Origin of the sequence: Shewanella litorisediminis (assembly GCF_016834455.1) — a bacterium.
Classification (GTDB): domain Bacteria; phylum Pseudomonadota; class Gammaproteobacteria; order Enterobacterales; family Shewanellaceae; genus Shewanella; species Shewanella litorisediminis.
In genome coordinates, this window is the sequence record NZ_CP069213.1 from 1,567,209 (window position 1) to 1,593,904 (window position 26,696).

Below are 26,696 nucleotides of genomic sequence, written 5' to 3' on the forward strand. Positions count from 1 at the left end.
TAGCCTGAGTGTACCAGCCTTGGCGTTGAAGATAAAAAAAGCCGCGGCAGATGCCGCGGCAAAGACCTCACCCGTGGGCCGCTACCTTGCGGTGTTGGCCCTGGGTTTTCCCACTTAAATCCACAAACTCAGGCGTTAGAAGCTGTAACGTGCGCCGATGGCGTAGCGGGCACCGTTTTCTTGGGCCAGCAGCATCTGCTCTTTGTAACGGCCATAGACGCGCTTCTTCTCTTCCAGAATGTTGATGCCTTCAGCGAAGATAGACAGGTTGTCGGTAAGCTGATAGCTCACGCTGACATCCACCTGACCATAAGCCTCGGTAAACTGAGGCGCAGGGCCGCCAGCTTCAGCCTGACCCATGCCAGAGAGGAAGGTGTCACGCCAGTTGTAGGCAACACGTGCCTGCAGACCTTCTTTCTCATAGAACACAGACAGGTTGGCAGTGTCTGACAGGCCGGGCAGGGCGAACTGCTCGTCTACACGCTCTACGTCATACTCGGTATCGCCATCCACCCAGGTATAGTTGGCGGCAAAACCAAAGCCGGTGTCCCAGAACCAATGTTGCCAGGCAAACTCAAGACCGTTGATGCTCAAATCTTCAACGTTATTTGGCTTGCTGATGTTCCAGTCGGCTACAGGGTCGGCACCTGACTGAGGCACACGGCCGTCAGCATTGCCATAACCATTGTCGATCAGCCATTGGAACACGGCTTCATCACTTGGGGTTTCGCCGTTGGCAACCAATTCGGCACGGGCCTGTTCGGCAGCTGGGCCAGCGTAAGGATCGCGCAGGTGATCGTACTGAACGGTCTCGATAGTGTTCGCGAGGAAGTTTTCCACTTCCTTGTTGAAGTAACCCGCTGACACGTAGCTGGCGTCATCGTAATAGTATTCAACCGACACATCGATGTTATCTGAGCTGAATGGCTTCAGCGCAGGGTTGCCGGCAAAACCGGTACGCGAACCAACCTTAGGAATAGGTGTCAGCGCGGTAGTGGCACGCATTGAGCCCAATGTTGGGCGGGTAATGGTGCGGCTGTAGCTGAAGCGTGCAATGACGTTTTCAACAACTTCGAGGTTGATATCCAGATTAGGCAAAAACTCTTTGTAGTCATGGGTTTCATGGCTGTAAGAGAAATCCTCTTCATAGATAGTCTGCCATTCAGTTGGATTCAGCCATACCAGCTGCTGAGCTTCCTGCTGCATAGAACTGGCAGTCACATCGGTTTGCTCATAACGCAGACCGGCAACGATATTCAACGGCATGTTGTTGAACTCGCTGTCAATGTTTACCTGAACATAGGCGGCAGTGGTGTCTTCTTTGATTCTGTGGTCGTCCTGCCATGGGGCAGCTACGTATTCCACATCATACAAAGCCTCAGCCTTGTCCATCGCGGCTTGCTGATCGTAGGTGTAGTAGTACGGGATCAGCATGTCGCTGCCGCCACCACTGAAGTCAGACAGGAAGCCTGAACCCAGACCCACGTAGCTTACGTCATCCTGCCACAGGCCCATGTTGCCATACCAGCCGGCACTGATAGGACCGGTATAAGAGCCCTGAGCATGGGTTTCCATAGAAGTGAAGGACACACCGAAATCGATGGATGACAGGGCGTCGTTATTTTCGTTTACCCAGCTGCCATCAAACTGATACTGGTCCACATCGGTTTTATTGCGGCCTGCGCGTACACCGGCAAACAAAGAGGCGTAGTGCTCTGGCAGCAGGTGTGGCTCACCATTGGGGTTCAGCGTGCCGTAGTTGGCACCCAGCAGCGGGATTTCGGTACCTGTAGCATCGTAGGTTTTATCTGCAATGTTCAGAGCACCCAGAATGAAGAAGACGTTGTCGGCACCGTTGCCCAGGCTTCCACCAGCTTTGGCGGTTGAGCTGTGTGCATCAAAGTTCAGCTGCAGATTGTCTGTGGCTTGCCATTCGATGTTGAAACCGAGTGACTTGTTGGTGTTCTCAGACGCATTCTGATGCATGGTGCTTGAATAGTCGCCGCCCACTTCGGTCACATAGTCAAAGGTGCCGTTTTCATTGATGTGGGCGTAAGTAGCGTTGCCTGGACCCGAGAACCACAGGCCCCAGGTGTCCATGTTGGCATCATCGGACAGCTTGGAGTAGGTGTAATCCAGGGTCATTTCTATCGCATCGTTTGGTGCGTACTGGAATACGGCCTGGGCATTGGTGCGCTCACGCTCAACATCCTGGCTGGCAAAACCAATATTACGGGCGTAGAAAGTGTTGCCATAGGGGTTTTTGTTCTCGTTAACCACTACAGCATTGGGGTTCAGTTCACCATCGATATTCTGGCGCCAGCCATCAATGGTGGCTTTTTTGTTGTTACTGTCGCGCTTCTGGTAAGAGGCTGAAACACCAAGGCCCAGAGTGTCATCCATAAAGGTGTTACTGAAAATACCAGACACTTCTGGTGTCACATCGTCGCCTTCTTCCACACTGGCATCGTGGTGTGCTTTCACACCGATGGTGGCTACCAGATCGCGGGTGTCAAATGGACGCGCGGTGCGGATGTTGATGGTTGAACCTATGCCACCGGAGCTGATATCAGCCTTGCCGGTTTTGTAGATTTCAACACCGCTGATGGCATCTGAGGCCAGATTGGCAAATTCGAAAGAACGGGTTGACTCACCGGCAACCTGGGCGGTGGGCATGGTACGGTTGTTCAGCAGCACGAGGTTAAAATCCGGGCCAAAACCACGCACGGTCACCTTACTGCCTTCGCCGTTAACACGGTCGATGGACACGCCGGAAATCCGCTGCAAAGACTCAGCTAGGTTAGTGTCGGGGAATTTACCGATGTCTTCGGCGGAGATGGCGTCAACCACACCGGCTGATTGGCGTTTGAGCTCCATGGCTTTTGCCTGTGAGCCACGCACACCAGTCACCTGGATAACTTCGATATCGCCTTCGGCCACTGGGGTTTCTTCGGCCATGGCAGGCAGGGCAGACAGTAAGCCCATCACCAGGGATACCTGGGTAGCCAACATGGTTTTTTTGAATTGTATAGGTCGCATCAAGTTCCTCTCCCTTATACCCGGAGCCAGTTCAGTGGCTCGGGACATTATTGTTGTAAAGCTTACTTGCTGGCATACAACTCTCCCTTGTCAGCATAAATGTAAGCGCTTACATAAATTAGGTCGAACAGGTTTTTATGTCAACCACTCTGAGAATAAATGTTGATAAAATGTTTAGTATGAGCTTGAGGTTTTAACTTTTGCTTTTGTTTTATATAGAAAATCTTTTGATAACAAAAAAGGGTGGCCCAGCGGCTCACCCTTTTCATTGATATAAATGCTTAACGTGTAATAACAGAATCCCGAACAACCAACTCAGGCTCAAAACGGTGACAAAAAGTCACTTCGGTTTGGTCATATACCTCGCGCAGTACCCAATGGGCCGCCATGCGTCCCATATCCTGAATGGGGTTACACACAGTGGTTAATTTGGGCGAAATATAGCGGGGGAAGGGGATATTATCGAATCCCACAAAGGAGATATCTTCCGGCACCCGCAGCCCCTGCTCCAAACACTGGGCAATGGCACCGGATGCCATCTGATCGTTTGCACACACCACGGCAGTAAAGTTCCGTCCCCGTGAGAGCAACACAGCCATGGCCTCATAGCCACCTTCTTCACGAAAGTCCCCTTCAAAAAAGAGGTCTTCATCAAAGGCAAGACCTTGCTCGGCCAATGCCTGGCGATGGCCTTCGAGACGTTCTCTGGCATCGAGTTTAAACAGTGGCCCCGAGATATAGGCTATCTGTTTGTGGCCCTTTTCCAGCACATGCCTGCTGGCAAGCAGACCACCCTGAAGGTTATTGAGGTGCACGCAGCGCTCGTCGATGCCATCCACATGCCGGTTTATCAGCACCACCGGGGTTTTTCCCTGACAAAGCTCGACCAAATAGGCATTGGAGAGGATTTCGGCATCCACAATCAGCGCATCGCAGCCCCGGGACAGCAGAAACTCCACACCGTCTTTTTCCTGCGCGGCGTCGCTGTGACCGGCTGCGATGATCACGTGCTTGTTGGCAGCGCGCAGTGCCGATTCCACTTCCCGCATCATGGGGCCGTAGAAGGGACCATCCAGCTGCGATACCAGCACCCCAACACTGTTTGAGCGATTGGAGGCCAGCGATTGGGCTATGGTATTGGGGCGATAGTCCAGCTTTGCCATGGCATCGTGGACCTTTTGACGGGTCTTGTCACTGACCTTGCCGGTGTTGTTCACCACCCTGGAGACGGTCGCAAGAGACACGCCTGCCAGAAAGGAAACATCATAAATTGTGGCCATACGCGCGGGCTTTCCTTGTACTACATCTATGTGCCTGAATGCTTTTGTTGCAAAGATACACTGATCTCGGCAACGCGTTGGCTGTTCAGTGTATAGTGTCGCATCACAAAGGCAACAGCGATTGATGCCAGGGCAGGGTAGAGGGTAAAGCAAAGCAAAATGCCTGCCCGGGTTTCTTCCGTTTGTTCGACATCGGGACGATAGCCATAGGCGGCCAGCAGCCAGCCGCCCAGAGCCCCACCGATGGCAAGCCCCAGCTTGATAAAGAAAATCACCGAGGAGTAGACCAAGCCCGTGGTGCGAACGCCGGTTTTAAACTGGCCGTAGTCCACGGTATCGGCCATTTTCGCCCACAAGAGTGGTGTGCCCATGTTGATGGTAAAGTTCCAGGCTACGTAAAACACCAGGGCCAGCATGTATTGGTCAGCCGGTATAAACCAGGCAGACATACAAAGTGCGGCGGCGATAAGCTGGAGCCGGATATAGGCTTTGACCTTGCACATTTTATCGGCGAGTTTTTTGGCAAGTGCTACCCCAAAAATATTGCCAACCACACCGCTGGTGACAAACACGCTTATCATGTCTTCACGACCGAGGAAGTATTTGACGTAGTAAATGGCAAGGGTGGATTTAAGCACCAATCCCGTCAGCAAAAAGATGGCTGCCGCTGACAATACACGCCACTGGTCATTGGCCCACAGGGCTGCAGCGGCCGCCTTGAAGTTGCCGCTGCTGTCATCCGTGCTGAAGTCGCGCTCTTTGGTGCCAATAAAGCACAGTAAAAACATCACAGCGCCGACGATGCTCATCGCCAGTATGGTCAGCTGATATCCCTTGGCTTTATCGCCCTGACCGAAAAAATCCACCAGTGGCAGGGTGAGGGCACTGACCATCACGCCGCCGAGCATGGCAAACACAAAGCGATAAGACTGAACCGACACCCTCTCGGCAGGGTTGGTGGTTAAGGCTGCGCCAAGGGCACAGTAAGGGATATTAATGGCTGTGTAGGCCAGCATCAGGAGTGCATAGGTTGCAAAGGCATACCATTCCTTGCCGCTCTCACTCAAATCCGGGGTGGTAAAGGCGAGCACGCTGATGGCGGCAAAGGGAAAAGCAAACCACAACAAATAAGGCCGGTAGCGCCCCCAGCGGGTGTTGGTGCGGTCTGCCAGATAGCCCATCAGGGGATCTGTGACCGCATCCATAATACGTACCGCCAAAAACATAGTGCCCACATAGGCCGCCGATATGCCGAAGATATCGGTATAGAAGAACGTCAGAAACAACATGACGGTTTGAAAAACGATGTTGCTGGCGGTATCCCCCAGCCCATAGGCAATTTTTTCTCTGACGCTCAACATGGCGACCTCCGTTATTATTATTTTTGGCTGGCCTCTCGGCGCATGGCAAGCATTCCCTGATACGCTTTGGCGCTGGATTTAAGTATGCGCTGCTGGGTGACATAGTCTACATAGACCAGACCAAAGCGCTTGCGGTAGCCTTCGGCCCACTCAAAGTTGTCCATCAGGCTCCAGGCAAAATAACCCTTGATATCCACCCCCTGTTCGATAGCCCGATGCACGGCGAGCAGGTGAGACTGCAAATAGTCCAGTCGCATGGGGTCATGCACAGTGCCGTTAAGGGGCGCATCGTCTTCGGCGGCGCCGTTTTCTGTGATGTAAATGGGTGGCAACTCAAATTCCTGCGCCAGACTTGTCAGCAAGTCGGTGAAGGCCCCCGGACAAATTTCCCAATCCATGGCGGTACGCGGCACATTATCGAGGCGCACTTCTTCAAAGCCGAGCGGGCCGCCTGCGCGGTAAACGTTACGGGTATAGTAGTTGATACCCAGATAATCCATTGGCGCACTGATGATAGCCATATCCCCGGGCTCCACGACCGGGCGTTCATGGGGCTCCAGCTGGTCGATGATATCCGGATAGCGGCCCTGCATCAGTGGCATCAAATACCAGGTGTTGTGATATTCGTGTGCCAGCCTGGCGGCGTTGGCATCTTCGGCACTGGAGGTATATGGGTAGGCCGGGCTGAAATTGAGCACAATGCCTGCTTTGGCCTGTGGCGCTTCACGACGAATTTCGGTCATCGCCAAACCATGGGCCAGCAGCAGATTGTGGGCGGCGGTGCGGCCTTGCTGACGGCTCTTGTGGCCGGGGGCGTGAATACCCGCCTCATAGCCGAGAAAAGCGCTGCAAAATGGCTCATTCAGGGTCGAATAAGCATAAACCCGATTACCCAGGGCTTTGGCCACAATGGCGGCGTAGTTGGCAAAGGCTACCGCGGTATCCCGGTTGAGCCAACCGCCTTTATCCTCAAGATGCTGAGGCAAATCCCAGTGGTACAGGGTGACAAATACCTTAACGCCCCGTCGGCCAAGCTCATCGAGGAGATTGATGTAAAAGTCCATACCGCTCTGGTTCACAGTGCCATCGGCATGAAGTACACGCCCCCAACTGATGGACAGCCGGTAAGCATCTACCCCAAGGGAGGCAATCAGGTTCACATCGTCGCGCCAGAGTTTGACATGATCGCACGCAACCTGACCATTTGAGCCATCGGCAATTTTACCCGGTGTGTCGCAAAAGGTATCCCAAATACAGCGCTGACGATGTTCAGCGTCGCCTTCAATTTGAAAGGCTGCTGTGGCGACACCAAATAAAAAGTCTTTTTGCATCATTGCTGAATCACCCGGCAGGGTGAAATGCGTGAGTGTTGTCATCGTTATCCTTTTTCCAGATCTCAGCCTTGCAGCCCTTTACCTTGGCTCCCTCTGACAGCGTTTCAGAGCAGGGTTTTACAGGTAAAACAAGTTGACAAGGGTTACCGCAATGTTAAAAATGAAAGCGCTTACATTAATCTAGTGGCAGAACAGTCAAAGGTCAATCATCAAAGCGGTCGACACTGTAAACCCGAAGGAAGTAAACCCGAAAATACAAGGGGAGAACTCATGGCAACTGTACCTATTGCCAACGCCAATCAGGCAAGCGCTGCCGGCGCAGAAAACTATCGTTTTGCACTCGGCTCACTCACCACATTGTTTTTTATGTGGGGTTTTATCACCTGTCTTAACGACATCCTTATTCCGCATTTGAAAGCGGTATTCAGCCTGAATTATGCCCAGGCGATGTTGATCCAGTTTTGCTTCTTCGGCGCCTATTTCCTGGTGTCGGTACCGGCCGGGGTGCTGGTCAAGCGGCTCGGTTATCAAAAGGGCATAGTGGTGGGGCTGTTAACTGCGGCGCTGGGCTGCGCCCTGTTTTATCCTGCAGCCGCTTACGCCACCTACGGACTCTTTCTTGGCGCCTTGTTTGTGCTTGCCAGCGGCATTACTGTGCTGCAAGTGGCGGCCAACCCCTATGTTACTGCGTTGGGGCCGGTGGATACCGCCTCGAGCCGCTTAACCCTGACCCAGGCCTTTAACTCCCTTGGCACCACCATAGCCCCGGCCTTTGGCTCGGTGCTGATTTTGTCGGTTGCCGTCGGCGCCTCTGCCGAGGCGGAAGCCGATGCGGTCAAGCTGCCCTATCTGCTGCTGTGCGGCATGCTGATTGTGCTGGCGGTGGTGTTTGCACTGCTGAAGCTGCCCCACATCCATGACCAGGAAGACGAGGTCGCCGCAACAGGGCAGAGTGCCCTGAGCCATCGCCATCTGGTGCTGGGCGCCATCGGGATATTCGTCTACGTGGGCGGTGAAGTGGCCATTGGCAGCTTTCTGGTGAACTTTTTGGGTGAATCCCATGTGGCGGGCATGGCCGAGGCCGATGCGGCCCATTACATCGCCTTTTACTGGGGTGGTGCCATGGTGGGCCGCTTTATCGGGGCGGCCGTGATGCAAAAAGTGGATGCCGGCAAGGTGCTGGGCTTCAATGCCACCATGGCCGCGCTCTTGGTACTGGTTGCCATGAACAGCAGTGGCGCCCTGGCTATGTGGGCGATTCTGGCGGTGGGGCTGTTTAACTCCATCATGTTCCCGACCATTTTCAGTCTGGCGCTGAAAAATCTGGGCCCTGCGACGGCCCAGGGCTCAGGTATCCTGTGTCTGGCGATTGTGGGTGGTGCTTTGGTGCCGCTGCTGCAGGGGCTTCTGGCCGATTCTGTTGGCCTGTCTGCTTCCTTCATCCTGCCGGTGCTGTGCTACGGCTATATCCTTTTCTATGGCCTGAAAGGCTCTAAACCTCAGGAGGCTGGTAAATGAAATTCGCTTTATCCAAAACTTCAGTAGCGCTTGCCTGCGTCCTCGGCGGCGCCGTGTCTGGCAAGGTGATGGCTGCCGACTCGGCGTCAGTGGCTGAGCGGGATGTGAGTCGCTGGCCAGCCACTGTCTACCAGACCCCACAGCAGGCGGATGTGGAGACACAGGTTAACAAACTCTTGTCGGGAATGACGCTTGAGCAAAAAGTGGCGCAAATTATCCAGCCGGAAATTCGCGACTTCAGCGTCGAGGACATGCGCCGTTATGGCTTTGGCTCCTTCCTCAATGGTGGCGGCTCTTTCCCGGGCAATAACAATAAGGCCAAGGCCGCCGATTGGGTGGCGCTGGCTGATCAGATGTACCATGCCGCCATGGATGACAGTGTTGACGGTATCGCCATCCCTCCCATGTGGGGCACGGATGCTGTTCACGGCCATGGCAACGTGTTTGGTGCGACCTTATTCCCCCACAACATTGGTCTGGGGGCAACGCAAAACCCAGACCTGATTAAAGCGATAGCCGCAGCCACGGCCAAAGAAGTGCGCGCAACCGGTATCGACTGGGTGTTTGCGCCTACCGTTGCGCTGGTGGATAACCTGCGCTGGGGCCGCACTTACGAGGGTTACGCCCGGGATCCCGGGCTGATTGAACGCTATGCTGAAGCCTTTGTTGATGGCATGCAGGGTGAGGGTAAAAGCTGGCTTGGCGAAGATTACACCCTGGCCACCGCCAAACACTTTATCGGTGATGGCGGAACCGAGAATGGCGACGACCGCGGCGACACCAGAGTGGATGAAAATACCCTGATTGACCGCCACGGCCAGGGCTATGTGGGGGCTCTGGGTCATGGCGTGCAAACCGTGATGGCCTCCTTTAACAGCTGGAACGGCGAAAAGCTCCACGGCAGCAAATACCTGCTTACCGATGTGCTTAAAGAGCGCATGGGATTTGATGGGGTGGTGGTTGGCGATTGGCTGGGCCATGGCTTTGTGCCGGGCTGCAGTTACGAGCGCTGCGCCGAAGCGGTGAATGCCGGGGTGGACATTCTCATGGCGCCGGGAGACAGCTGGAAAGCCCTCTATGCCAATACCATCGAGGATGTGAAATCCGGCGCCCTGCCGATTGCGCGTCTTGATGATGCGGTCAAGCGCATTTTGCGGGTAAAGCTGCGCGGTGGTCTGTTTGACAACAAGGCACCATCGGCCAACCCCTATGCCGGTAAACAGGAATGGATTGGCCACCCAGAGCATCGCGCCATCGCCCGTCAGGCCGTTGCCGAGTCTTTGGTGCTGCTTAAAAACAATCGCCCTGCGAATGGGGAACGTCCGGTGCTGCCCATCGCCGCCAACGCCAGGGTATTGGTGGTGGGAGAGGGCGCCGACAGTATTCCTCAGCAGTCCGGCGGCTGGAGCATGACCTGGCAGGGCACTGAAGTAACCAACGCCGATTTCCCCGGCGCCACCAGTATTTTTGCCGGTATCAAGGCGACGCTGAATGCCGCTGGCGGCGATGCGCTTTTAAGCTCCGATGGCAGTATCCCAGTGGGGTTCAAACCCGATGTGGTCATTGCCGTCTATGGTGAGCAACCCTATGCCGAAGGCAACGGTGATTTGGATAACCTGGAGTATCAGCGCGGTGACAAGCGTTCGCTGGCGATGCTTAACACTTTGAAGGCAACGGGGTTGCCGCTGGTGTCCGTGGTGTTGTCCGGCAGACCTCTGTGGATGAACCCTGAAATCAACGCATCGGATGCCTTTGTGGCCGCCTGGCTGCCCGGCACCGAAGGCGCGGGTGTCGCAGACGTGCTGATAGGCGATAAAAACGGTAAGCCTCGTGCCGACTTTAAGGGCCGCTTGCCATTTCCCTGGCCTGCCACACCGGCAGCCGATGGCTTTGTCTCTGGTGCCGACAGTGCAGGACAAACCCAGTCCAAGCCCCTGTTCAGCCTCTGGCAGGGCTTTGATTATCAGAGTGATGGGACACTTGCCAAACTCAGTGAGGACAATGGCAGCTCTGAGGCTGATAACCGACTGGCGATTTTTGATAAAGCCATCAAGGCGCCATGGCATTTGGCCGTAGGGGACGACAAGGGGCTGCATCGCGTTGGTCCCGGCATATGGCAGCAAGGACCGTGGGCTGTTCGCAGTGTGAATCGCATTGTGCAGGAAGATGCCCGTCGTTTTGACTTCGGCGCCTCGGGTATCCTCAGTTTCCGTGATGACTTTACCCTGGATTTGCGACGCTTTACGCCGGACTCATCGATGCTGTCGTTCGATATTGCCTTGGCTGCCTTGCCCGGCAAATTGCAGCTGTCGATGGTCTGTGAAGGTGGCTGTCGTCAGGCGGTTGATTTGTCAGGGCAGTTAAAAGCCGATGGCCAGTGGCAGCGTATGGAAGTGCCCTTGTCTTGTTTCGGGGTCACGGCTGACGAACTGGCACGCACTTTCAGCCCAATGACCCTGTCTCTGCCCCAGGGCGGTACCCTGATGCTGGCGAATGTGAGCCTCGAAGGGGTTGTCAAAACGGATGAGACGGCCAAGGCTCTGGAGTGCACACTGCCGCTGGTCAGCGACAAATGACAACACGGAATATGGGCATAAAAAGCCGCGTTGAGATGAAAAACACCATCAACATGGAGAACGAGATGTATCGCTCTGGGATTGATTTGGGCGGCACCAAGATTGAATTGGTGACCTTGAACGAAAAGGGGGAGGAGGTATTTCGCAAGCGTGTACCTACGCCCAAGGACTACCGTGCGACCCTTGAAGCGGTTGCCACCCTGGTGCATGACTCTGAAGCGGAAACCGGACGGGTTTCCAGTGTCGGCATTGGCATTCCCGGTGTGGTGTCTGCGGTCACCGGCAGGGTAAAGAACTCCAACGCGGTTTGGCTTAATGGTCAGCCGATGGACAAGGATCTGGGTGCCATGCTGGGCCGGGAAGTACGCATTGCCAACGATGCCAATTGCTTTGCGGTATCCGAGTCAGTGGATGGCGGCGGCGCAGGTAAAACCCTGGTATTCGGTGCCATCCTTGGCACCGGCTGCGGCGCAGGTATTTCGATTAATCACAAGGTGCATGGCGGCGGCAATGGTATCGGCGGTGAATGGGGTCATAATCCGCTGCCGTGGATGACAGCGGATGAGTTCAACTCAACCCGTTGTTTCTGCGGCAACGCCGATTGCATCGAAACCTTTGTTTCCGGCACAGGCTTTGTGCGCGACTTTCGTGCCCACGGTGGCGAGGCATCCAGCGGCATTGAAATCGTGGCGCTGATGGGCAAGGGCGATCCCCTTGCCGAAGCGGCATTTGGCCGTTTTATCGACCGTCTTGCGCGGGCGCTGGCGCACGTTATCAACCTGCTCGACCCGGACGTGATTGTCCTTGGCGGCGGGGTGTCCAATATCGATGAGATTTACGAGTACCTGCCAGCCTTGCTGCCCAAATACGTATTGGGCGGCGAGTGTGCCACCAGGGTGGTGAAAAACCATCATGGCGCGTCCTCCGGGGTGCGCGGTGCAGCCTGGTTGTGGGCGCCGGGTGAGCAGGCGGCATTGCCTGGCTTGCTGGCACGCAAATAAGGGGGCTGGTCACTCCGAACAAGTGGGCAGTATTGGTGCTGCCCAATGAAAGAGGTTTCTTGCTTATCCCTCATGGATGAGGGCTTTTATGTGCTTATGCTGTTGGGCGCCCCGGTCGAGATGACCGATTAGGGCGCCGTTTTTTATTTTCTACAGGGTGTTTTGAAAATGCTCTGTTGGCGTTGTAAAACGGCCGGCATGCGGTCAGAATAGCGCGCCTGTTGCCAAGTAGGTTTGGCCGTAAGTGACGATTGTATGTTACTGAGTCTGTTCGTTGGTTTTTGATATTGAGTGCCTTGGGGGAAAAATTGGCCAATCTGATGTTATTGTTGGCGGCGGCCATTTGGGGCTTTGGCTTTGTGGCGCAGCGACTGGGGATGGAAAGCCTTGAACCTTTTGCATTCAACGGATTGCGTTTTGTTATTGGTGCCTTGAGCCTGCTGCCGCTGATTTGGTTTTTAAAGGCGCGAGGCCGGATAAAAGGTACGGGTGAGACTGGATTTTGGCGCCGGGCGCTGGTGGGGTCGCTCGGCTGCGGTGGCATATTGTTTATCGCGGCGTCATTTCAGCAGGTGGGACTGCTGCACACCACGGCGGCCAACGCCGGCTTTATCACAGGGCTTTACATAGTACTTGTGCCGGTGCTGGGGATCATGCTTAAGCACAGTACGGGTCTCAATACCTGGCTTGGCTGCGCCATCGCTGTGGTGGGACTGTATTTTTTAAGTGTGGGCGATGACTTTACCATCTCCTTCGGTGATGCCCTGCAGCTCGCCGGCGCACTCTTTTGGGCCATGCACATACTGGCGGTGGATCACTACGCCACCCGCATCGCGCCTGTGGTGCTGGCCTGTGGCCAATTTTTGGTGTGTGCGCTGGCAAGCTTTGTGGTCTCATTGACCATGGAAACCACCACGCTGGAAGGTGTGAAGGCGGCCTGGGGGGCGCTGGCCTACGCGGGCCTTATCTCGGTGGGCGTAGCTTACACCCTGCAGGTGCTGGCGCAAAAACACGCCCACCCAGCCCATGCGGCGATTATTTTGAGCCTTGAAACCGTGTTTGCCGCCATCGGCGGCATGATGTTTCTGGATGAAACCCTGGGAGCGCGGGCCCTGTTTGGCTGCGGTTTGATGCTCTTTGGTATGCTGGTCAGCCAGGTACCCTTGAGGTACCTGGTGAAATCCAGGCACCAAAAGGTGCCCTAGGCCAGTTCAGCTGCTGACATGATCAAGCACCACATCATCGCCGATGCGGTAGAGGGATTCGGTCAGCAGCTCCTGTTTGCCAATGTCGTCCATTCCGAGCACAAAGCTTGCGCGAAACAGGGCAACGCCTGTGTGGCTGGCACTTTCGAACTGGCTGGAAAACTGCTCGATATTAATGCCAAGCGCGTTGATTTTATTTGAAATATCCAATACCAACCCAGGCCTGTCATAGGCCACAAGGCTGTAGCTTCGTTTAAAGGCCGGCGGCTTACCCGCGCGGGTACTGGCGTGGGTCAGGGTCAGGCCATCGATACATTCGAGGGTTTCTATCAACAGATCCCAATTATCCGACGGGATCTCCAGCACTATGATGGCGGCAAAAATTCCGTCGATATGGCGCAGCTCAGAATCCAGCCAGTTGCCACCATGGCGACTCACGGCATGGGCAATCTGCTCAACCAATCCGGTTCTGTCCGGGGCCTGCAGTGTGATGAGGTATCTCAGCATTGCGCGCTTACTCCTTGTGTTTGCTACAAAATAAAGACAGAGTGGCGGATGATCTTTTGGCGGCTTGTGTCTATGGTCGTAACACAACTGTCATATTGACGTCATATAATGGCCGCCATCCAAGGTTGGGTCGCTCCGATGATTAATTGTTAGCACAGCAAATCGGCGCTGCCCAGCGAAAAGAGCTCAGGCCAATCAATCAGAGGTTATGAATGGAAATTCAGGTCACTAAGCCTGAAATGGCTGCCAGCAGTATTCTGGCAGGCAGGGGCACGGGGCGACGCGCCCTCAAGGACAAGGCGACAGCCATTGGCGTCAGCGTTGGCGGCGTGATGGTGTTTGTCGCCCTTTTGCTGATCTTCTTTTATCTGCTTTATGTGGTGAAGCCCATTTTCGACAGCGCCGAGGTCACCGAGCGTGTGTCTGTTGCCTACGATGTGCAAAGTGCCCCCGCTCTGATGGTGGGCAGTGATGAGCAAAATGAAATTCTGTATCGCGTGGCCACCGATGGCAGTGTCGCCTTTTATCGCGTCAGTGGTGAGCTGGCCGATTCCTTTACGCCATCGCTCCCCGAGGGTGTCAACGTCAGTGGCGCTTATGCCGGTATGCCCTATGAGCAAAGCTATGGCCTCGGTCTTTCCAACGGTGAGCTGCGCCTTTATCGGGTGGAGTTTGGCGTAACCTATCCAGACAACCGTCGCCTTATCACCCCTAAACTGCGTCAACTCAGTCAGGACGGTGAAATTCTGGTGAGCGAGTCTGGCGATGCCATTTCGCAGTTTGCCTATGCGCGCAGCAGCGAGCAGGTGAGTGTGGCTTATAAAGATGCCCAGGGCCGCTGGCAGCTGACCCGCCTCGAAGGCGAAGTGAACATGATGACCGAAGAGGTGGAGTGGAGCCGTGTGAGTGCCCCGCTCGTGGATGCCCCTTCCAAGGTTGACCAACAGTTGATGACCCCGGACCAGCGCCAGCTGATGCTGCGCGGTGGCAACAAAATTTTCGTGTACGACATCCGTGATGCAGAGTCTCCGTCACTGCTGCAGGTGATAGACGCGGGGCGTGCCAAACAGCAGCTCACCAGCGTGTCTTTGCTTGCCGGTGCCAGCTCGCTGCTGCTGTCTTACGACAGTGGCGATGTGGTGCAGTATTTTCAGGTCAGCAGCGACAAGGGTCGCCTGTACCGTGAAATCCGTGACTTCAAGGGCCTTGGTAATATTCAGGCGATTGGCAGCGAGTTTTATCGCAAAAGCTTTGCCACCATCACAGCCGAAGGCCGTTTGTCGCTGCTTTATACCACCAGTGAGCGTGAGCTCTTGAGCGAAACTTTTGATATCGCCAAGCCACAGGCGCTGGGATTCAGCCCCCGCTCCAATGGTTTGGTGGTGGATGCAGGCAATAAGCTGCATCTGTTTGATGTGAGCAATTCGCATCCTGAGGTGAGCTGGAGTGCCCTGTGGAACAAGGTGTGGTACGAAGGCTACCCGGAGCCCAAGTTTGTGTGGCAGTCCACCTCGGGTTCCGATGATTTTGAGGCCAAGCTGAGCCTGATGCCATTGGCGTTCGGCACCATGAAGGCCGCGCTCTATGCCATGTTGTTTGCCGTGCCCATTGCCATTGCCGGTGCCATCTATACCGCCTATTTCATGTCCCCCAAGGTGCGCGGCATAGTCAAACCCACCATTGAAATTATGGAAGCCTTGCCCACGGTGATTCTGGGTTTCCTGGCCGGTCTGTGGCTGGCCCCCCTGGTGGAAGAGCATTTGCCCGGTATTCTGGCCCTGCTGATACTCTTACCTGTGTCCATTCTGGTGAGTGCCTATGGTTGGAGCAAGTTGCCCGGTCGCTGGAAGCAGCGCCTGCCTGAAACCTATCAGGAGCTGATGCTGGTACCCGTTATCTGTGGGGTGGGGTATCTGTCTTTTGCCATCAGCCCGAGCATCGAAGTGCTGTTCTTCCACGGGGATACCCGTCAGTTCATCACCAACGAGCTTGGCATCACCTTTGACCAGCGCAACGCCCTGGTGGTGGGTATTGCCATGGGTTTTGCGGTCATCCCGACCATCTTCTCCATTGCCGAAGACGCCATCTTCTCTGTGCCCCGTCACCTGTCCAACGGCAGTCTGGCGCTGGGTGCCACCTCCTGGCAGACCCTCACCCGGGTGGTGTTGCTGACCGCAAGCCCCGGTATTTTCTCCGCCATCATGATGGGGCTGGGCCGCGCCGTGGGTGAAACCATGATTGTACTCATGGCAACCGGCAACACCGCCATCATGGAATGGAGCGTGTTTGAAGGTATGCGAACCCTTGCGGCCAACATCGCGGTGGAAATGCCGGAGTCGGCCATTGGCAGCAGCCACTACAGGGTGCTGTTCCTCGCGGCCTTTGTGCTCTTTATCTTCACCTTTGTTTTCAACACGGTTGCCGAGGTTGTTCGTCAACGCCTCCGTGAACGTTACAGCTCGCTGTAATGGCGCAGTTGCAAGCAGGAATTGTTCTGATGGAATGCATTGAAATGAATTGGGGAAAGCACAATGGGTAAGTGGTTTAAATCGGGTTCCCCCTGGATTTGGATGACAGGCGGCGCGGTCAGCATCAGCCTTATCGCTGTGCTGGGACTCTTGCTCCTTATCGCCTGGCGTGGTCTGTCGTACTTCTGGCCCGCCGATATCTACGAATGGAAACTGCGTGATGCCAAAGGGGTGGAATCTACCCTGATTGGTGAGATTTACGACAGCGAAGCCGTGCCCACCGAACGTCTTATCACCGCGGGTGTGGAATTTGCCGAGCATCCCGGGGAGTTTGTGACCCGTTATCTGGTGAAAACCGGTAACCGTGAGTTTGTGGGACTGGATTTTCGCTGGATTTTGGAAACTGACATTGTCTCGCGCAGTACCCCGGAAGGCATCGCCAAAATCGAGCGTACCAAGAACGGTAACTTCTACGGTTATCCGCTGGCGGTAATTGAAGATGGCAAGCGCCTGGAACTCACTGATGTGCAGCATTCGCTGGAGGAGCACATCGCCCGGGCAGTGGACATTGCCGACAAGGCAATGACGCTGCAAAAGCGTGATATCGGTGCCATTAACTATGAGTTGGAACGTCTGCGCCTGAAAGAGCGCCGCGCCGAGCTCGACGGTGAGCTCACCGACAGCAAAAAACAGGAATTTGAAGCCGCCCGTCAAAAGCTGGAAGCCGACTATCTGGTGCTGGAAAAAGAACTCTTTGCCCTGCGTGATGAAGCGGCCCGCGACAGCGTGATCATTCGTGACATGCGCGGTGAAGACGTGGTGCTCAAGCTCGACAGCGTGCTGGACGTGGCCTACGCCAACCGTCTTGGATTGCTGGGCAAAATTGGCCACTGGTTTGCCGGTGTCGGGAACTTTATCAGCGCCGATCCCCGTGAGGCCAATACCGAGGGTGGTGTGTTCCCGGCGATTTTCGGTACCGTGTTTATGGTGCTTTTGATGGCCGTTATCGTGACGCCATTTGGGGTGATTGCCGCGATTTACCTGCACGAGTATGCCAAAAAAGGTCCGCTCACCAAGATTATCCGCATTGCCGTGATTAACCTCGCCGGTGTGCCTTCGATTGTGTACGGCGTGTTCGGCCTGGGCTTTTTCGTGTACATGCTGGGGGGCTCCATTGACCAGCTGTTCTACCCGGAAGCATTGCCGTCGCCCACCTTTGGTTCACCCGGAGTGATTTGGTCGGCGCTGACGCTGGCCATCCTGACCCTGCCGGTGGTGATTGTGTCCACCGAGGAAGGTTTGTCACGTATCCCGAGCGCAGTACGTCAGGGCAGTTTGGCCCTGGGGGCCACCAAGGCCGAGACTTTGTGGCGGATTGTTATCCCCATGGCGAGCCCGGCAATCATGACGGGGCTGATTCTGGCGGTGGCCCGCGCCGCCGGTGAAGTGGCGCCGCTGATGCTGGTGGGGGTGGTAAAGCTTGCGCCAACCCTGCCCATCGACATGAACTTCCCCTTTGTGCACCTTGACCGTAAGTTCATGCACCTCGGGTTTCATATTTACGACGTGGGCTTCCAGAGCCCCAACGTGGAGGCGGCCCGTCCGCTGGTATATGCCACCTCCTTCCTGCTGGTGTCCGTGATTGTGGCGCTGAACCTGACCGCCATCAGTGTACGTAACCACCTGCGTGAAAAATATCGCTCCCTTGAGCATTGATAATCCGACGATTATCCTGAGAATTGGTACAGAATATGATTTCGATAGACAGCACAGTAATGAAGACCGAAACCCTGGATTTGGCCAATCTGCCCGCGTCGGAGACGGCTCTGGAGATCCACAACCTCAATTTGCACTACGGCACCAAGCAGGCGCTGTTCGACGTGTCGATGAAGATCCCGAAAAAGCGTGTCACCGCCTTTATCGGCCCCAGCGGCTGCGGTAAATCGACCCTGCTGCGCTGCATTAACCGCATGAATGACCTGGTGGATAACTGCAATATCACAGGTGAAATTCGCCTGCATGAGCAGAATATCTACGACAAGGCGGTGGATGTGGCTGCACTGCGCCGCAGCGTGGGTATGGTGTTCCAGCGCCCCAATCCCTTCCCCAAGTCCATCTACGAAAACGTGGTCTATGGCCTGCGTTTGCAGGGCATCAACAACCGTCGTGAGCTGGATGAAGCCTGTGAGCGCTCTCTGCGCGGCGCTGCCATTTGGGATGAAGTGAAAGACCGACTGCATGACAATGCCTTTGGTCTTTCAGGTGGTCAGCAGCAGCGTCTGGTGATTGCCCGAGCCATCGCCATTGAGCCCGAAGTGCTGCTGCTCGATGAACCCACATCGGCCCTGGACCCAATCTCGACCCTGACCATTGAAGAGCTCATCACCGAGCTCAAGGCCAAGTACACTGTGGTTATCGTTACCCACAACATGCAACAGGCGGCGCGGGTATCGGATCAAACGGCCTTTATGTACATGGGCGAGCTGGTGGAATATGCCGATACCAACACCATCTTTACCACGCCATCCCAGCGCAAGACAGAAGACTACATCACAGGCCGTTACGGTTAACAGCAAGAGGCGTTTGAATTCACATGGATAAATTGAGTACCAATAAGCATATTTCCGGTCAGTTCAATGCCGAGCTGGACGACATCCGTAACCGGGTTCTGGCCATGGGTGGTCTGGTGGAACGTCAGCTGGAGCAGGCACTGGATGCCCTCGGTGGTTTGGATGCCGAGCTCGCCAAGCGGGTGATTGATGGCGACCACAAGGTCAACGGCATGGAAGTGTCCATCGATGAAGAGTGCACCCGCATCATCGCCAAGCGTCAGCCGGCGGCGAGCGACCTGCGCCTTATCATTGCCATCTCCAAGACCATTGCCGACCTTGAACGTATCGGTGATGCCTCAGTACGCATTGCCAAGGCGGCGCTGGAGAAACGCAACAACAACCAGCAACCACTGCTGGTGAGTATCGAGTCCATGGGGCGCCATGCCACCCGCATGCTGCATTCCACGCTGGATGCACTGGCGCGGATGGATGTGGAATCGGCCCTGGAGCTGCACCGCGAAGATGCGCGTCTGGACAAGGAATACGAGGGCATCATTCGTCAGCTGATGACCTACATGATGGAAGATCCCCGTTCTATTCCGGGTGTGCTGGATGTGCTCTGGGCTGCCCGCGCAGTGGAAAGGGTAGGGGATCGCTGTAAAAACATCTGTGAGTACATTATCTACTACGTTAAGGGCAAGGACGTGCGCCATACCTCCTATGAGGACATGGAAAAAGACATCAATCTTTGATGCCTGAGCCTCCAGCCCATGCTCAAAAGCCGGGATGCCCCGGCTTTTTTGTGCCTGAGACTTTGAGCTTGAGGCCTGCATCCGCATCACTTAATGTGACTCGGCTGGTACGTGGCGATACCCCTTAACGCCGCAAAAGCTGTGGTACTGACACAGGCAATGAAACGGCTTGAGGCACAGATAGCCAGAGTAAACGGCTGTGATACCATAGCGGACAATTTCCGGGGACAGATACGCCCCAATCCCCAGCGTTTTAATCGAGGATGCAATGAAAACCACCCTGACACGTGGACTGATGAATGTATTACCCATGGCACTGAGCCTGTGGCTTTTCTGGTCGCTGTTTGTGTCGCTGGACGAGCTTGGTGTTTTGCTGCTGGAGTTGGTGGGTTTTCCCAAGCTCTTTGTGGGAGAGGGCTTTTTGCTGGTGATTGCCCTGGTATTCTCGGCCGGCTTGCTGTTTTCCGTCAGCCCAATCCTGTGGCTCTGGGGTAAGGTTGAACGCGCGCTGATGCGCTTTCCACTGTTTAAATCCGTGTATGGCAGCATCAGGGACATCGCTTCTTTGATGAACCGTGATGGTAAGCCCAAAGACCAGCAAGTGGTGCTGGTCAAACAGGCCAATGGCGGTTACGTGGTGGGCTTTATCATGACCGACAAGGCGCCAGAGCCTGTATCAAAGGCGTTGGGGGAGGGGGATTGGGTGCCCGTGCTGTTTCAGCTTTCCTATCAAATGGCCGGTGTGACTACCCTGGTTAAGCGTGAGGACCTTATTAAGGTTGACTGGAGCTTTGAAGAGGCGATGCGTTTTAACCTGACCGCCGGTCTGTCAAAGTCCTGAGTTGTCACTGGATGCAGGCCCTGGGGGAGTGCCCCTGGGCCGGTTCAACCCGCAAACCACCAAACTCTGTTGAGTCTGTCAGTGTGTGACTGCTCTCCAGGCTGCGCGAAGCTATCCCTCGGAGCGACATCTAAGGTAACGAGGACAGTTATCGGAGATCTTCAGCCAGGGTTGCTGACGTTGGGTATGGATATGGTATTTGGGAGAAATGCCCGACGCGTCGTCCAGCGAGCAGATGCTCAGGGTGAGGTAGTCGGGGTATTGGGTGCTGCGATAACTCAGCGTGCAACCGCAGTCTGGGCAAAATCCCCGGCGTATGCTGTCTGATGAAGCGTACTCCTTGATGGGGGCCCCAAGCCAGGTGATTTCGTCGACCTTAAAGTCCATCCAGGCGCCAAACGGTGCGCCTGTGGTCTTTTGGCAATCGAGACAATGGCAATAGTCGGCATCAAAGGGATCGGCACTCAGCTGATAGCGAATGTTGCCGCAGTGGCAACCACCTTGCGTTGTCATGGTTTTTCTCCTTATTGACGCTTTATTAGCTGCCCTTATCAGCTACCCTTGTCAGCTGCGAAGGGATTCCACATGTTGCCTGAAGTTGTTGAGGATGGCCTGCCAGCCCTCCCGTTGCTGCTCAGCGGTATGCTGATCCTCATTGTCGAAGATTTCCTCCAGTAAGACACCTTCCCCGGTTTGGCGCATGGTCACTTGCACTTCGCGACCATCTTCCATAAGAAAACTCAAGGCGCTGCCGGGGAACAAATGGGTGATGGTGCCGCCAAAATCAAAGCCCATGGAGCCATCGCGCGCCTCCATCCGGTAACTGAAGGTACCGCCTTCACGTAAGTCGATTTCGGCCGAGGGGCAACACCAGCTGTTGGCCGCAAAATTCCATTGGCAGATATGGCTCGGGGTTGTCCAGGCTTGCCATACCATGGCGATGGGGGCATCAATCAGGGTTTGTACTGTGGTTTTCATGGTACTGAGTTCCTTGTACACGGGGGAAATCGCGGCAGTGCATCAACAGCCTGCCGCGATAATCTCAGGAGGACTTAAGTCCTTCATAAAGGGTGGCAATCCATTTTTCCTCATTGATAAACGACCAGCTCCAGCTCTTATATTTTTCCGCCAAGCCTTCGGAGGTCATCTGTTCGAGACTCTTTCCCTGGTTCAGGGCTTCCTTGGCCCAGTTGATACTGTCATCGAGCATGTGCTTGAACTTTAACAGGTCGTCCTTGGAGGCCAGCTCGCCATGCCCGGGAATGACTTTGGTGTCGTTATCGATAATTTGCAGTATTGCCGCGACATTGTCTCGATAGCCGATTACGTTGCCGCCACCCTTGAGATCGATGAAGGGAAATCTGTCTTTAAAGAAGAGGTCGCCCATATGAACTACATTGGCTTTTTGCCAATGTACCACACTGTCACCGTCGGTATGGCCGGGGCCCAGATGGGTAATCTTCAGGTTGTCACCGTTGAAACGAATACTGATGCCCCTGTCATAGGTAATCACCGGCAAACCTTCGACAGGGAATTTCTCATCCTTCTGCAGCCGCTGTAAGACATTGTCATGGGCCATCACAGTACCCTGGGCGCCGAAGTGGGCATTCCCTCCCGTGTGATCGCCATGGTAATGGGTATTGATGATGTAACGCGGCATGGGCGCCGCTTTGGCCCCCGGAGTTTGCGCCAATGCTGCGGTAATTTTGTCAGCCAGTGGCGCGAACTGGTCATCGATAATCAGCAGGCCATCGTCGCCACTGCTGACGCCTATGTTGCCGCCAGCGCCTTCAAACATCCAGGCACTGTCTTTGAGATGCGTACTTTTGATTTCTACGGCAGCAAATTTGTCGTCGGCGGACATGGCTGCGCTGCAGCACAGCAGCATAATCAGTGGCAGTTTGTTCATCGATATATCCCTGTTGTTGTAAACCTGTTTAAAGCTACAAGAATTCGCCTCAAACGCAAGTAAAGCGATCCCATCGCCCCCTGCCAGAAGTATTCCCGTCGCTCTGTCCAAAACGCTTTCTATCGGGCTGAAGCCGCGTTTTCGGCAGACATATTTATGGGCTCTGACAGTACCCATTGCACACAATGGAAAGTGCCATTTTTGCGGTGTCAAATTTTAGACATTTGACTTTTTATTGACACTGGCAAATTAAAGCCATGTTTCTCGTAAAAAAAGCAATTATGAATTTTTACGGACAGCTAACTTAATGGAAATTAGTCAAAAGTTCGTCTGGTATGACCAGGTCAAAATTTAATCAATCTTATGTGTTGTTTTTAAAAGAAAAGGCCTCAAACCCGCAAATTTACTGGGTTTTAGCCTATATACATGCCGATTAATTTCTTTATAGAATGGCCCCGCCGAACAGATCCATAGAGGTTTGGGTGAAAAAGTGAAGGAAAGCGTTTCAAACGGAAAAAAGGAGGTTCAGAAACGCAAAAGCTTCCGTTGTTATTCACAAGCAAATTCATGTTTTATCAGTTACCTGGAATCTGAAAACACCGAATTTGAATAGCCCAAAAGAGTTGCAAAATGACAAAGTTGACCCAAGTTACTGCAAGCACCGCCACAATTCGTCAGTCACAGCGCCTTTCGGCAAAGGTCTTTGGCAAGACAGCCGCTTCAATGATGGTGATGTCCGCACTGGGACTGGCCGCCATGGCACCCGTGGCCGCAAGTGCCGCTGTCACCGGGGCGCAGAAAACCCTGGTGTTTTTGGTCAACTTTCAGGAAAACCCCAATGATCTGCCCATGAGCGTCAGCGAAGCCGATGCCATGGTGTTCGGTACCGTCAATGATTTCTACCGTGCCGCTTCAGACAACCAATTGTGGCTCACAGGTACTGTGGCCGGTGTATTCACCGCCCCTATGTCCAACCAGGTGTGCAACAATGCCAATACACTGGCGCAGTCCATCAATGAGCAGGCGATTGCCGCCGGCGTGCCCATCGGCCAGTACGACCGTTATGTGTATCTCACCACCAAGGATGCCTGTCAGTCTGAAGGCTCTGCAACCCTGACCGGTCTGCCATCCCGCGCCGTCATCAATGGCCCGCAGCCCGCGCGTGTTGTTGCACACGAATTCGGTCACAACCTTGGACTGGAACATGCCGGTGCCTGGGATTGTGATGCCGGCACCCTGGCGGGTAACTGCCGTGCAATTGAATATGGTGACAGCTACAGCACCATGGGCAACTCAGACATGGGCTACTTCGGTGCGGAGCAAAAAGAACAGCTGGGTTGGATCAGCGCGGCTTCAGGTGCGGTTGCCGTGGCTGCAGAGGATGGTATATACACACTTGGCGCCTATGAGCAGAGCAATGGTCAACCCATTGCCGTGAAAATTCCACGCGGCGCCGATCCGGTCACTGGTAAGCAACGCTGGTTTTACATCGAGTATCGCCAGTCTCTGGCCCATGACAGTTTCCTTGCCGCACGCTCTTACACCATGTACCGCGGTGACGTAACCGAGGGTGTATTGGTACGCATGGTAACCGAAGGCGAGCCTCGCAGCCGCGTCTTGCACATGAAGCCAGACGCATACTTCAAGCAAAGATATGGCACGAATGACTGGAAGGACCCTGCCATGGCTATCGGTGATAGCTTTACCGATCCGGATTCAGGCGTGACCTTCAGCCTTTTGTCTGCCAATGGCAGCAGTGCGGATATCAGCGTCCAGTTGGGTAGCGCAGCAGGCCAGTGCCTGAAAGCAGCGCCAACTGTCTCTGCGGTGCAAAGTGTCGCTTCAGGCCTTGCCGGTGACACGGTGCAGTACAGTGTGAGGATTGAAAACCGCGACTCAGCAGATTGCAGTGCCACCGATTACCGCGTTGCAGCCACCGTGCTCAGCGGTTGGCAGGCCAACACGGCCACAGTAACTCTGGCCCCCGGTGCAAGCCAGCAGGTGACCCTGGCGGTGACGTCAGCCGGTAGCAGCGCCGAAGGTAACTACAACGTGCCTGTGACTGCCACTTCACTGGCTGACACCGGCGTTAAAGGCAGCACCAACCTGACTTATCAGGTGACCGCAGCCCCAGCTGCCAGTGAGCTGGTCGCCAACGACGATCAGGTGAATATCAACAGTAAGCAAGCTGTGAACATCGCAGTGAAGGCCAATGATGTTATCGCCCAGGGCGCCAATGTAACTGTACAGGTTTCTGCCGCCGCCAAAGGCACAGTAGTCGTTCTCAGCGATGGCAGTGTACGCTACACTCCGGGCAAGGCATTCAAAACCAGCGACAGCTTCAGCTACACCCTGTTTGATGGTACCCGCTCAGCCAGTGCAACCGTCACAGTCAACCTGACCTCATCAACCGGTGACACAGGGGATGGCAGTACAGGCGGCAGTACAGGTGGTAAGGGTAAGAACCGCTGAGAACAAGAAAATAAAAAAAGCCCGGTTTATATACCGGGCTTTTTGTTTTGGTTCAGGTTGTTACACGCTTAATTGATGCGTTTCCTGATACAGCGTTATTCGCCACTTGGACAAATTGGGCAGGTGGCAGAATTTTCACTGAAGGCACTTGAGCCATCAATCTTCAGTTGTCCCACGGCAAAGACGGTGTCACTGAAAGTCTTGTCTACTGGAGAGGTGAATGCTTTAGGCACGTAATCGCCTGAGTAAGGCATACATGCGCCACCACCTAAGGTCACACCTGAGAGCACATCGACGTCGTCAGATGGATCAGATGGAGTACCTGAGTCATCTGTTACCGTTACATTGATCAGTGTGAGGTTATTGGCTGTGGTGTTACAGACCTGCCCTGAGAAGCTGACTTTGGCAATCACACCATTTTCAGTTTCAACAAAGTTGGAATCACAGTCTTTGGTCACATTAATCATGGGCGAAATGCTCAGTGATTGACAATCGGCGCCACCGGTATCGGAAATGGTGGAGTCACCGTTTGGTGTGCCGGCTGCTGTTACACTGACGGTGTTTTGCAGGCCATTGAGGTTACTTTCAAAGGTACCACTACCTTCAGCAGTTTCACCTTTCACCAGAGTACCAACGTTAAAGGTTTGATTGGCTACGTTGTCGGTTACCATGACGTTGTACAGGGTACCTGCACCGTCGTTGGTGACTTTATAGGTAAAGTCATACTCATAACCGGTTTCTGTTGCATTCACTCTGGCCTGACTGCAGGTCTTGGTAATATCAACACTGCACAGTTCAAAGTCATGGATAACAAAGTCTTTCAACGTGGCGGTAAACTCGCTGGATGAACGGGTTTCTGCCATAAAGCTGCTGAAGCAACTGTCGCCACCCACCAATTGGGTCAGATTAATGCCACCTTCAAAGAAGGTTTCGTATGGGAACTCATTGGCATTATTGCTGTTTTTTGACTGATAAGGCCAAGGGGATGGGGTAGGATCATAGGACCCATTTTCATCATTGGTGATGGCACAAACCAGGTCGTTACCCAAGCCAGAGCCGCAGATGGCTGCTCCTTTATACAGCAGTCGCAGATTGGCGGCATCACACTCGCCGGCAGCTGGATTGTTGTTGGCTGCCTTATTACAACTTGTATCCCACACATCGACACGGATTTCAGGGCTGGCATTTGCGGATTGTGGGAAATTAGCCAGTACCAGTACATCACCGTTGGTGTGCACGCCTTCAAAGTTACCGTTTGGTAAGGCCGCGACGTGCTGTTTGAAGAACCAGAATCCCAGGAAGGCATCCCCCTTGTTGGAGATCCTGTCGGCACCAAAATAAACAACCAAATCATCATTGATGTTATAGGCTGCGGCATAGGCGTGGGTTATTTCATCCTTATCGGGTGAGCTACCCATTTTGTGTGCCCATTCAGTGATGTCCTGAATGTCTTTACGGCCACCTGTAAAAATACTGCTGTCAACCCCGGATGCATCGGGAGTATCGTCGACAATGCCGGTGAATCTCAGTGTATCGCCGCCATCGTTACTGCCGTTGTTGTACAGGGTCGCCCAATCATAAGGTGGGGCTACGGCGTTTTGTACAGCATTGCCCTCCAATTCGAATATGTCATCATGCACCGCAAACGCGGGGGTTGCGGCCATACCCATCGTAAATCCCAGCGCCAGGGCACTGAACCTACGAAGTAGCTTTCCTTTACAGAGTAGTTTCATTTTTAGCTCCTTCTATGTATGCGTTACCCGTTACGCCTTCTTATGCCAACGGCGGACGTAATGGACTTGCTCGTTCACGCATGGAAGTAGCAAAACTTAAGCCTTAATTTATGTGATTGTTATATATGGGAAATATTATTTCTTGAAG

General features: G+C 54.3%; 19 protein-coding genes. 10 read left to right on the top strand and 9 right to left on the bottom strand.

Annotated features, from left to right (window positions below; all coding sequences use genetic code 11):
• Positions 1-135 precede the first annotated feature (135 nt).
• From JQC75_RS06865 to JQC75_RS06880, 4 genes are all read right to left on the bottom strand, one after another.
• On the bottom strand, positions 136-3,039 hold the full coding sequence (locus tag JQC75_RS06865; RefSeq protein WP_239002100.1) for a TonB-dependent receptor: 2,904 nt from the start codon (positions 3,037-3,039) through the stop codon (positions 136-138).
• A gap of 281 nt (positions 3,040-3,320) precedes the next feature.
• Positions 3,321-4,319, bottom strand: a complete 999-nt coding sequence (locus tag JQC75_RS06870; protein ID WP_203326685.1) for a LacI family DNA-binding transcriptional regulator — start codon at positions 4,317-4,319, stop codon at positions 3,321-3,323.
• A gap of 26 nt (positions 4,320-4,345) precedes the next feature.
• Positions 4,346-5,680: a glycoside-pentoside-hexuronide (GPH):cation symporter gene (locus JQC75_RS06875; protein WP_203326686.1), complete on the bottom strand. Its 1,335-nt coding sequence runs from the start codon at positions 5,678-5,680 to the stop codon at positions 4,346-4,348.
• Between the two features lie 17 nt (positions 5,681-5,697).
• Entirely contained in the window at positions 5,698-7,056 is a 1,359-nt protein-coding gene (locus tag JQC75_RS06880; RefSeq protein ID WP_203326687.1) for a GH1 family beta-glucosidase, read from the bottom strand.
• 228 nt (positions 7,057-7,284) lie between these two features.
• Between JQC75_RS06880 and JQC75_RS06885 the strand changes: the two genes are divergently transcribed.
• From JQC75_RS06885 to JQC75_RS06900, 4 genes are all read left to right on the top strand, one after another.
• Positions 7,285-8,532, top strand: coding sequence for a sugar MFS transporter (locus JQC75_RS06885; protein WP_203326688.1), 1,248 nt, complete (start codon positions 7,285-7,287; stop codon positions 8,530-8,532).
• On the top strand, positions 8,529-11,108 hold the full coding sequence (locus JQC75_RS06890) for a glycoside hydrolase family 3 protein (RefSeq protein WP_203326689.1): 2,580 nt from the start codon (positions 8,529-8,531) through the stop codon (positions 11,106-11,108). Before JQC75_RS06885 ends, JQC75_RS06890 begins: the two co-directional genes overlap by 4 nt.
• A gap of 65 nt (positions 11,109-11,173) precedes the next feature.
• Entirely contained in the window at positions 11,174-12,109 is a 936-nt protein-coding gene (gene mak / locus JQC75_RS06895) for a fructokinase (RefSeq protein ID WP_203327145.1), read from the top strand.
• Between the two features lie 320 nt (positions 12,110-12,429).
• On the top strand, positions 12,430-13,314 hold the full coding sequence (locus JQC75_RS06900; RefSeq protein WP_203327146.1) for a DMT family transporter: 885 nt from the start codon (positions 12,430-12,432) through the stop codon (positions 13,312-13,314).
• A gap of 6 nt (positions 13,315-13,320) precedes the next feature.
• On the opposite strand, the gene JQC75_RS06905 is transcribed toward JQC75_RS06900, so the two are convergent.
• Positions 13,321-13,821, bottom strand: a complete 501-nt coding sequence (locus JQC75_RS06905; RefSeq protein ID WP_203326690.1) for a glycine cleavage system transcriptional repressor — start codon at positions 13,819-13,821, stop codon at positions 13,321-13,323.
• 212 nt (positions 13,822-14,033) lie between these two features.
• On the opposite strand from JQC75_RS06905, the gene JQC75_RS06910 reads away from it, so the two are divergent.
• The 5 genes from JQC75_RS06910 (at position 14,034) to JQC75_RS06930 (ending at position 20,434) form a co-directional block, all read left to right on the top strand.
• Complete coding sequence (locus JQC75_RS06910) at positions 14,034-16,289, top strand: ABC transporter permease subunit (RefSeq protein WP_203326691.1); 2,256 nt, start codon at positions 14,034-14,036, stop codon at positions 16,287-16,289.
• A gap of 63 nt (positions 16,290-16,352) precedes the next feature.
• Positions 16,353-18,005, top strand: a complete 1,653-nt coding sequence (pstA, locus tag JQC75_RS06915; protein WP_203326692.1) for a phosphate ABC transporter permease PstA — start codon at positions 16,353-16,355, stop codon at positions 18,003-18,005.
• A 35-nt stretch (positions 18,006-18,040) separates the two neighbouring features.
• Complete coding sequence (gene pstB, locus JQC75_RS06920; RefSeq protein ID WP_203326693.1) at positions 18,041-18,859, top strand: phosphate ABC transporter ATP-binding protein PstB; 819 nt, start codon at positions 18,041-18,043, stop codon at positions 18,857-18,859.
• Between the two features lie 23 nt (positions 18,860-18,882).
• Positions 18,883-19,593, top strand: coding sequence for a phosphate signaling complex protein PhoU (gene phoU / locus JQC75_RS06925; RefSeq protein ID WP_011759526.1), 711 nt, complete (start codon positions 18,883-18,885; stop codon positions 19,591-19,593).
• Positions 19,594-19,861: 268 nt separating this feature from the next.
• Positions 19,862-20,434 carry a DUF502 domain-containing protein gene (locus tag JQC75_RS06930; protein WP_203326694.1) on the top strand — a complete coding sequence of 191 codons (573 nt, stop codon included), beginning with the start codon at positions 19,862-19,864 and terminating at the stop codon, positions 20,432-20,434.
• Positions 20,435-20,545: 111 nt separating this feature from the next.
• On the opposite strand, the gene JQC75_RS06935 is transcribed toward JQC75_RS06930, so the two are convergent.
• The 3 genes from JQC75_RS06935 to JQC75_RS06945 all read right to left on the bottom strand — a co-directional run bounded on the left by JQC75_RS06935 (position 20,546) and on the right by JQC75_RS06945 (position 22,343).
• Complete coding sequence (locus JQC75_RS06935) at positions 20,546-20,947, bottom strand: GFA family protein (RefSeq protein WP_203326695.1); 402 nt, start codon at positions 20,945-20,947, stop codon at positions 20,546-20,548.
• A 51-nt stretch (positions 20,948-20,998) separates the two neighbouring features.
• Positions 20,999-21,412 (bottom strand): SRPBCC family protein, encoded by a 414-nt coding sequence (locus JQC75_RS06940; RefSeq protein WP_203326696.1) that lies wholly within the window; start codon positions 21,410-21,412, stop codon positions 20,999-21,001.
• A 64-nt stretch (positions 21,413-21,476) separates the two neighbouring features.
• Complete coding sequence (locus JQC75_RS06945; RefSeq protein ID WP_203326697.1) at positions 21,477-22,343, bottom strand: MBL fold metallo-hydrolase; 867 nt, start codon at positions 22,341-22,343, stop codon at positions 21,477-21,479.
• 630 nt (positions 22,344-22,973) lie between these two features.
• On the opposite strand from JQC75_RS06945, the gene JQC75_RS06950 reads away from it, so the two are divergent.
• Entirely contained in the window at positions 22,974-24,815 is a 1,842-nt protein-coding gene (locus JQC75_RS06950; RefSeq protein ID WP_203326698.1) for an Ig-like domain-containing protein, read from the top strand.
• 95 nt (positions 24,816-24,910) lie between these two features.
• Here the strand turns inward: JQC75_RS06950 and JQC75_RS06955 are convergent, their stop codons facing one another.
• Positions 24,911-26,479 (bottom strand): DUF11 domain-containing protein, encoded by a 1,569-nt coding sequence (locus tag JQC75_RS06955; protein WP_239002101.1) that lies wholly within the window; start codon positions 26,477-26,479, stop codon positions 24,911-24,913.
• Positions 26,480-26,696 lie beyond the last annotated feature (217 nt).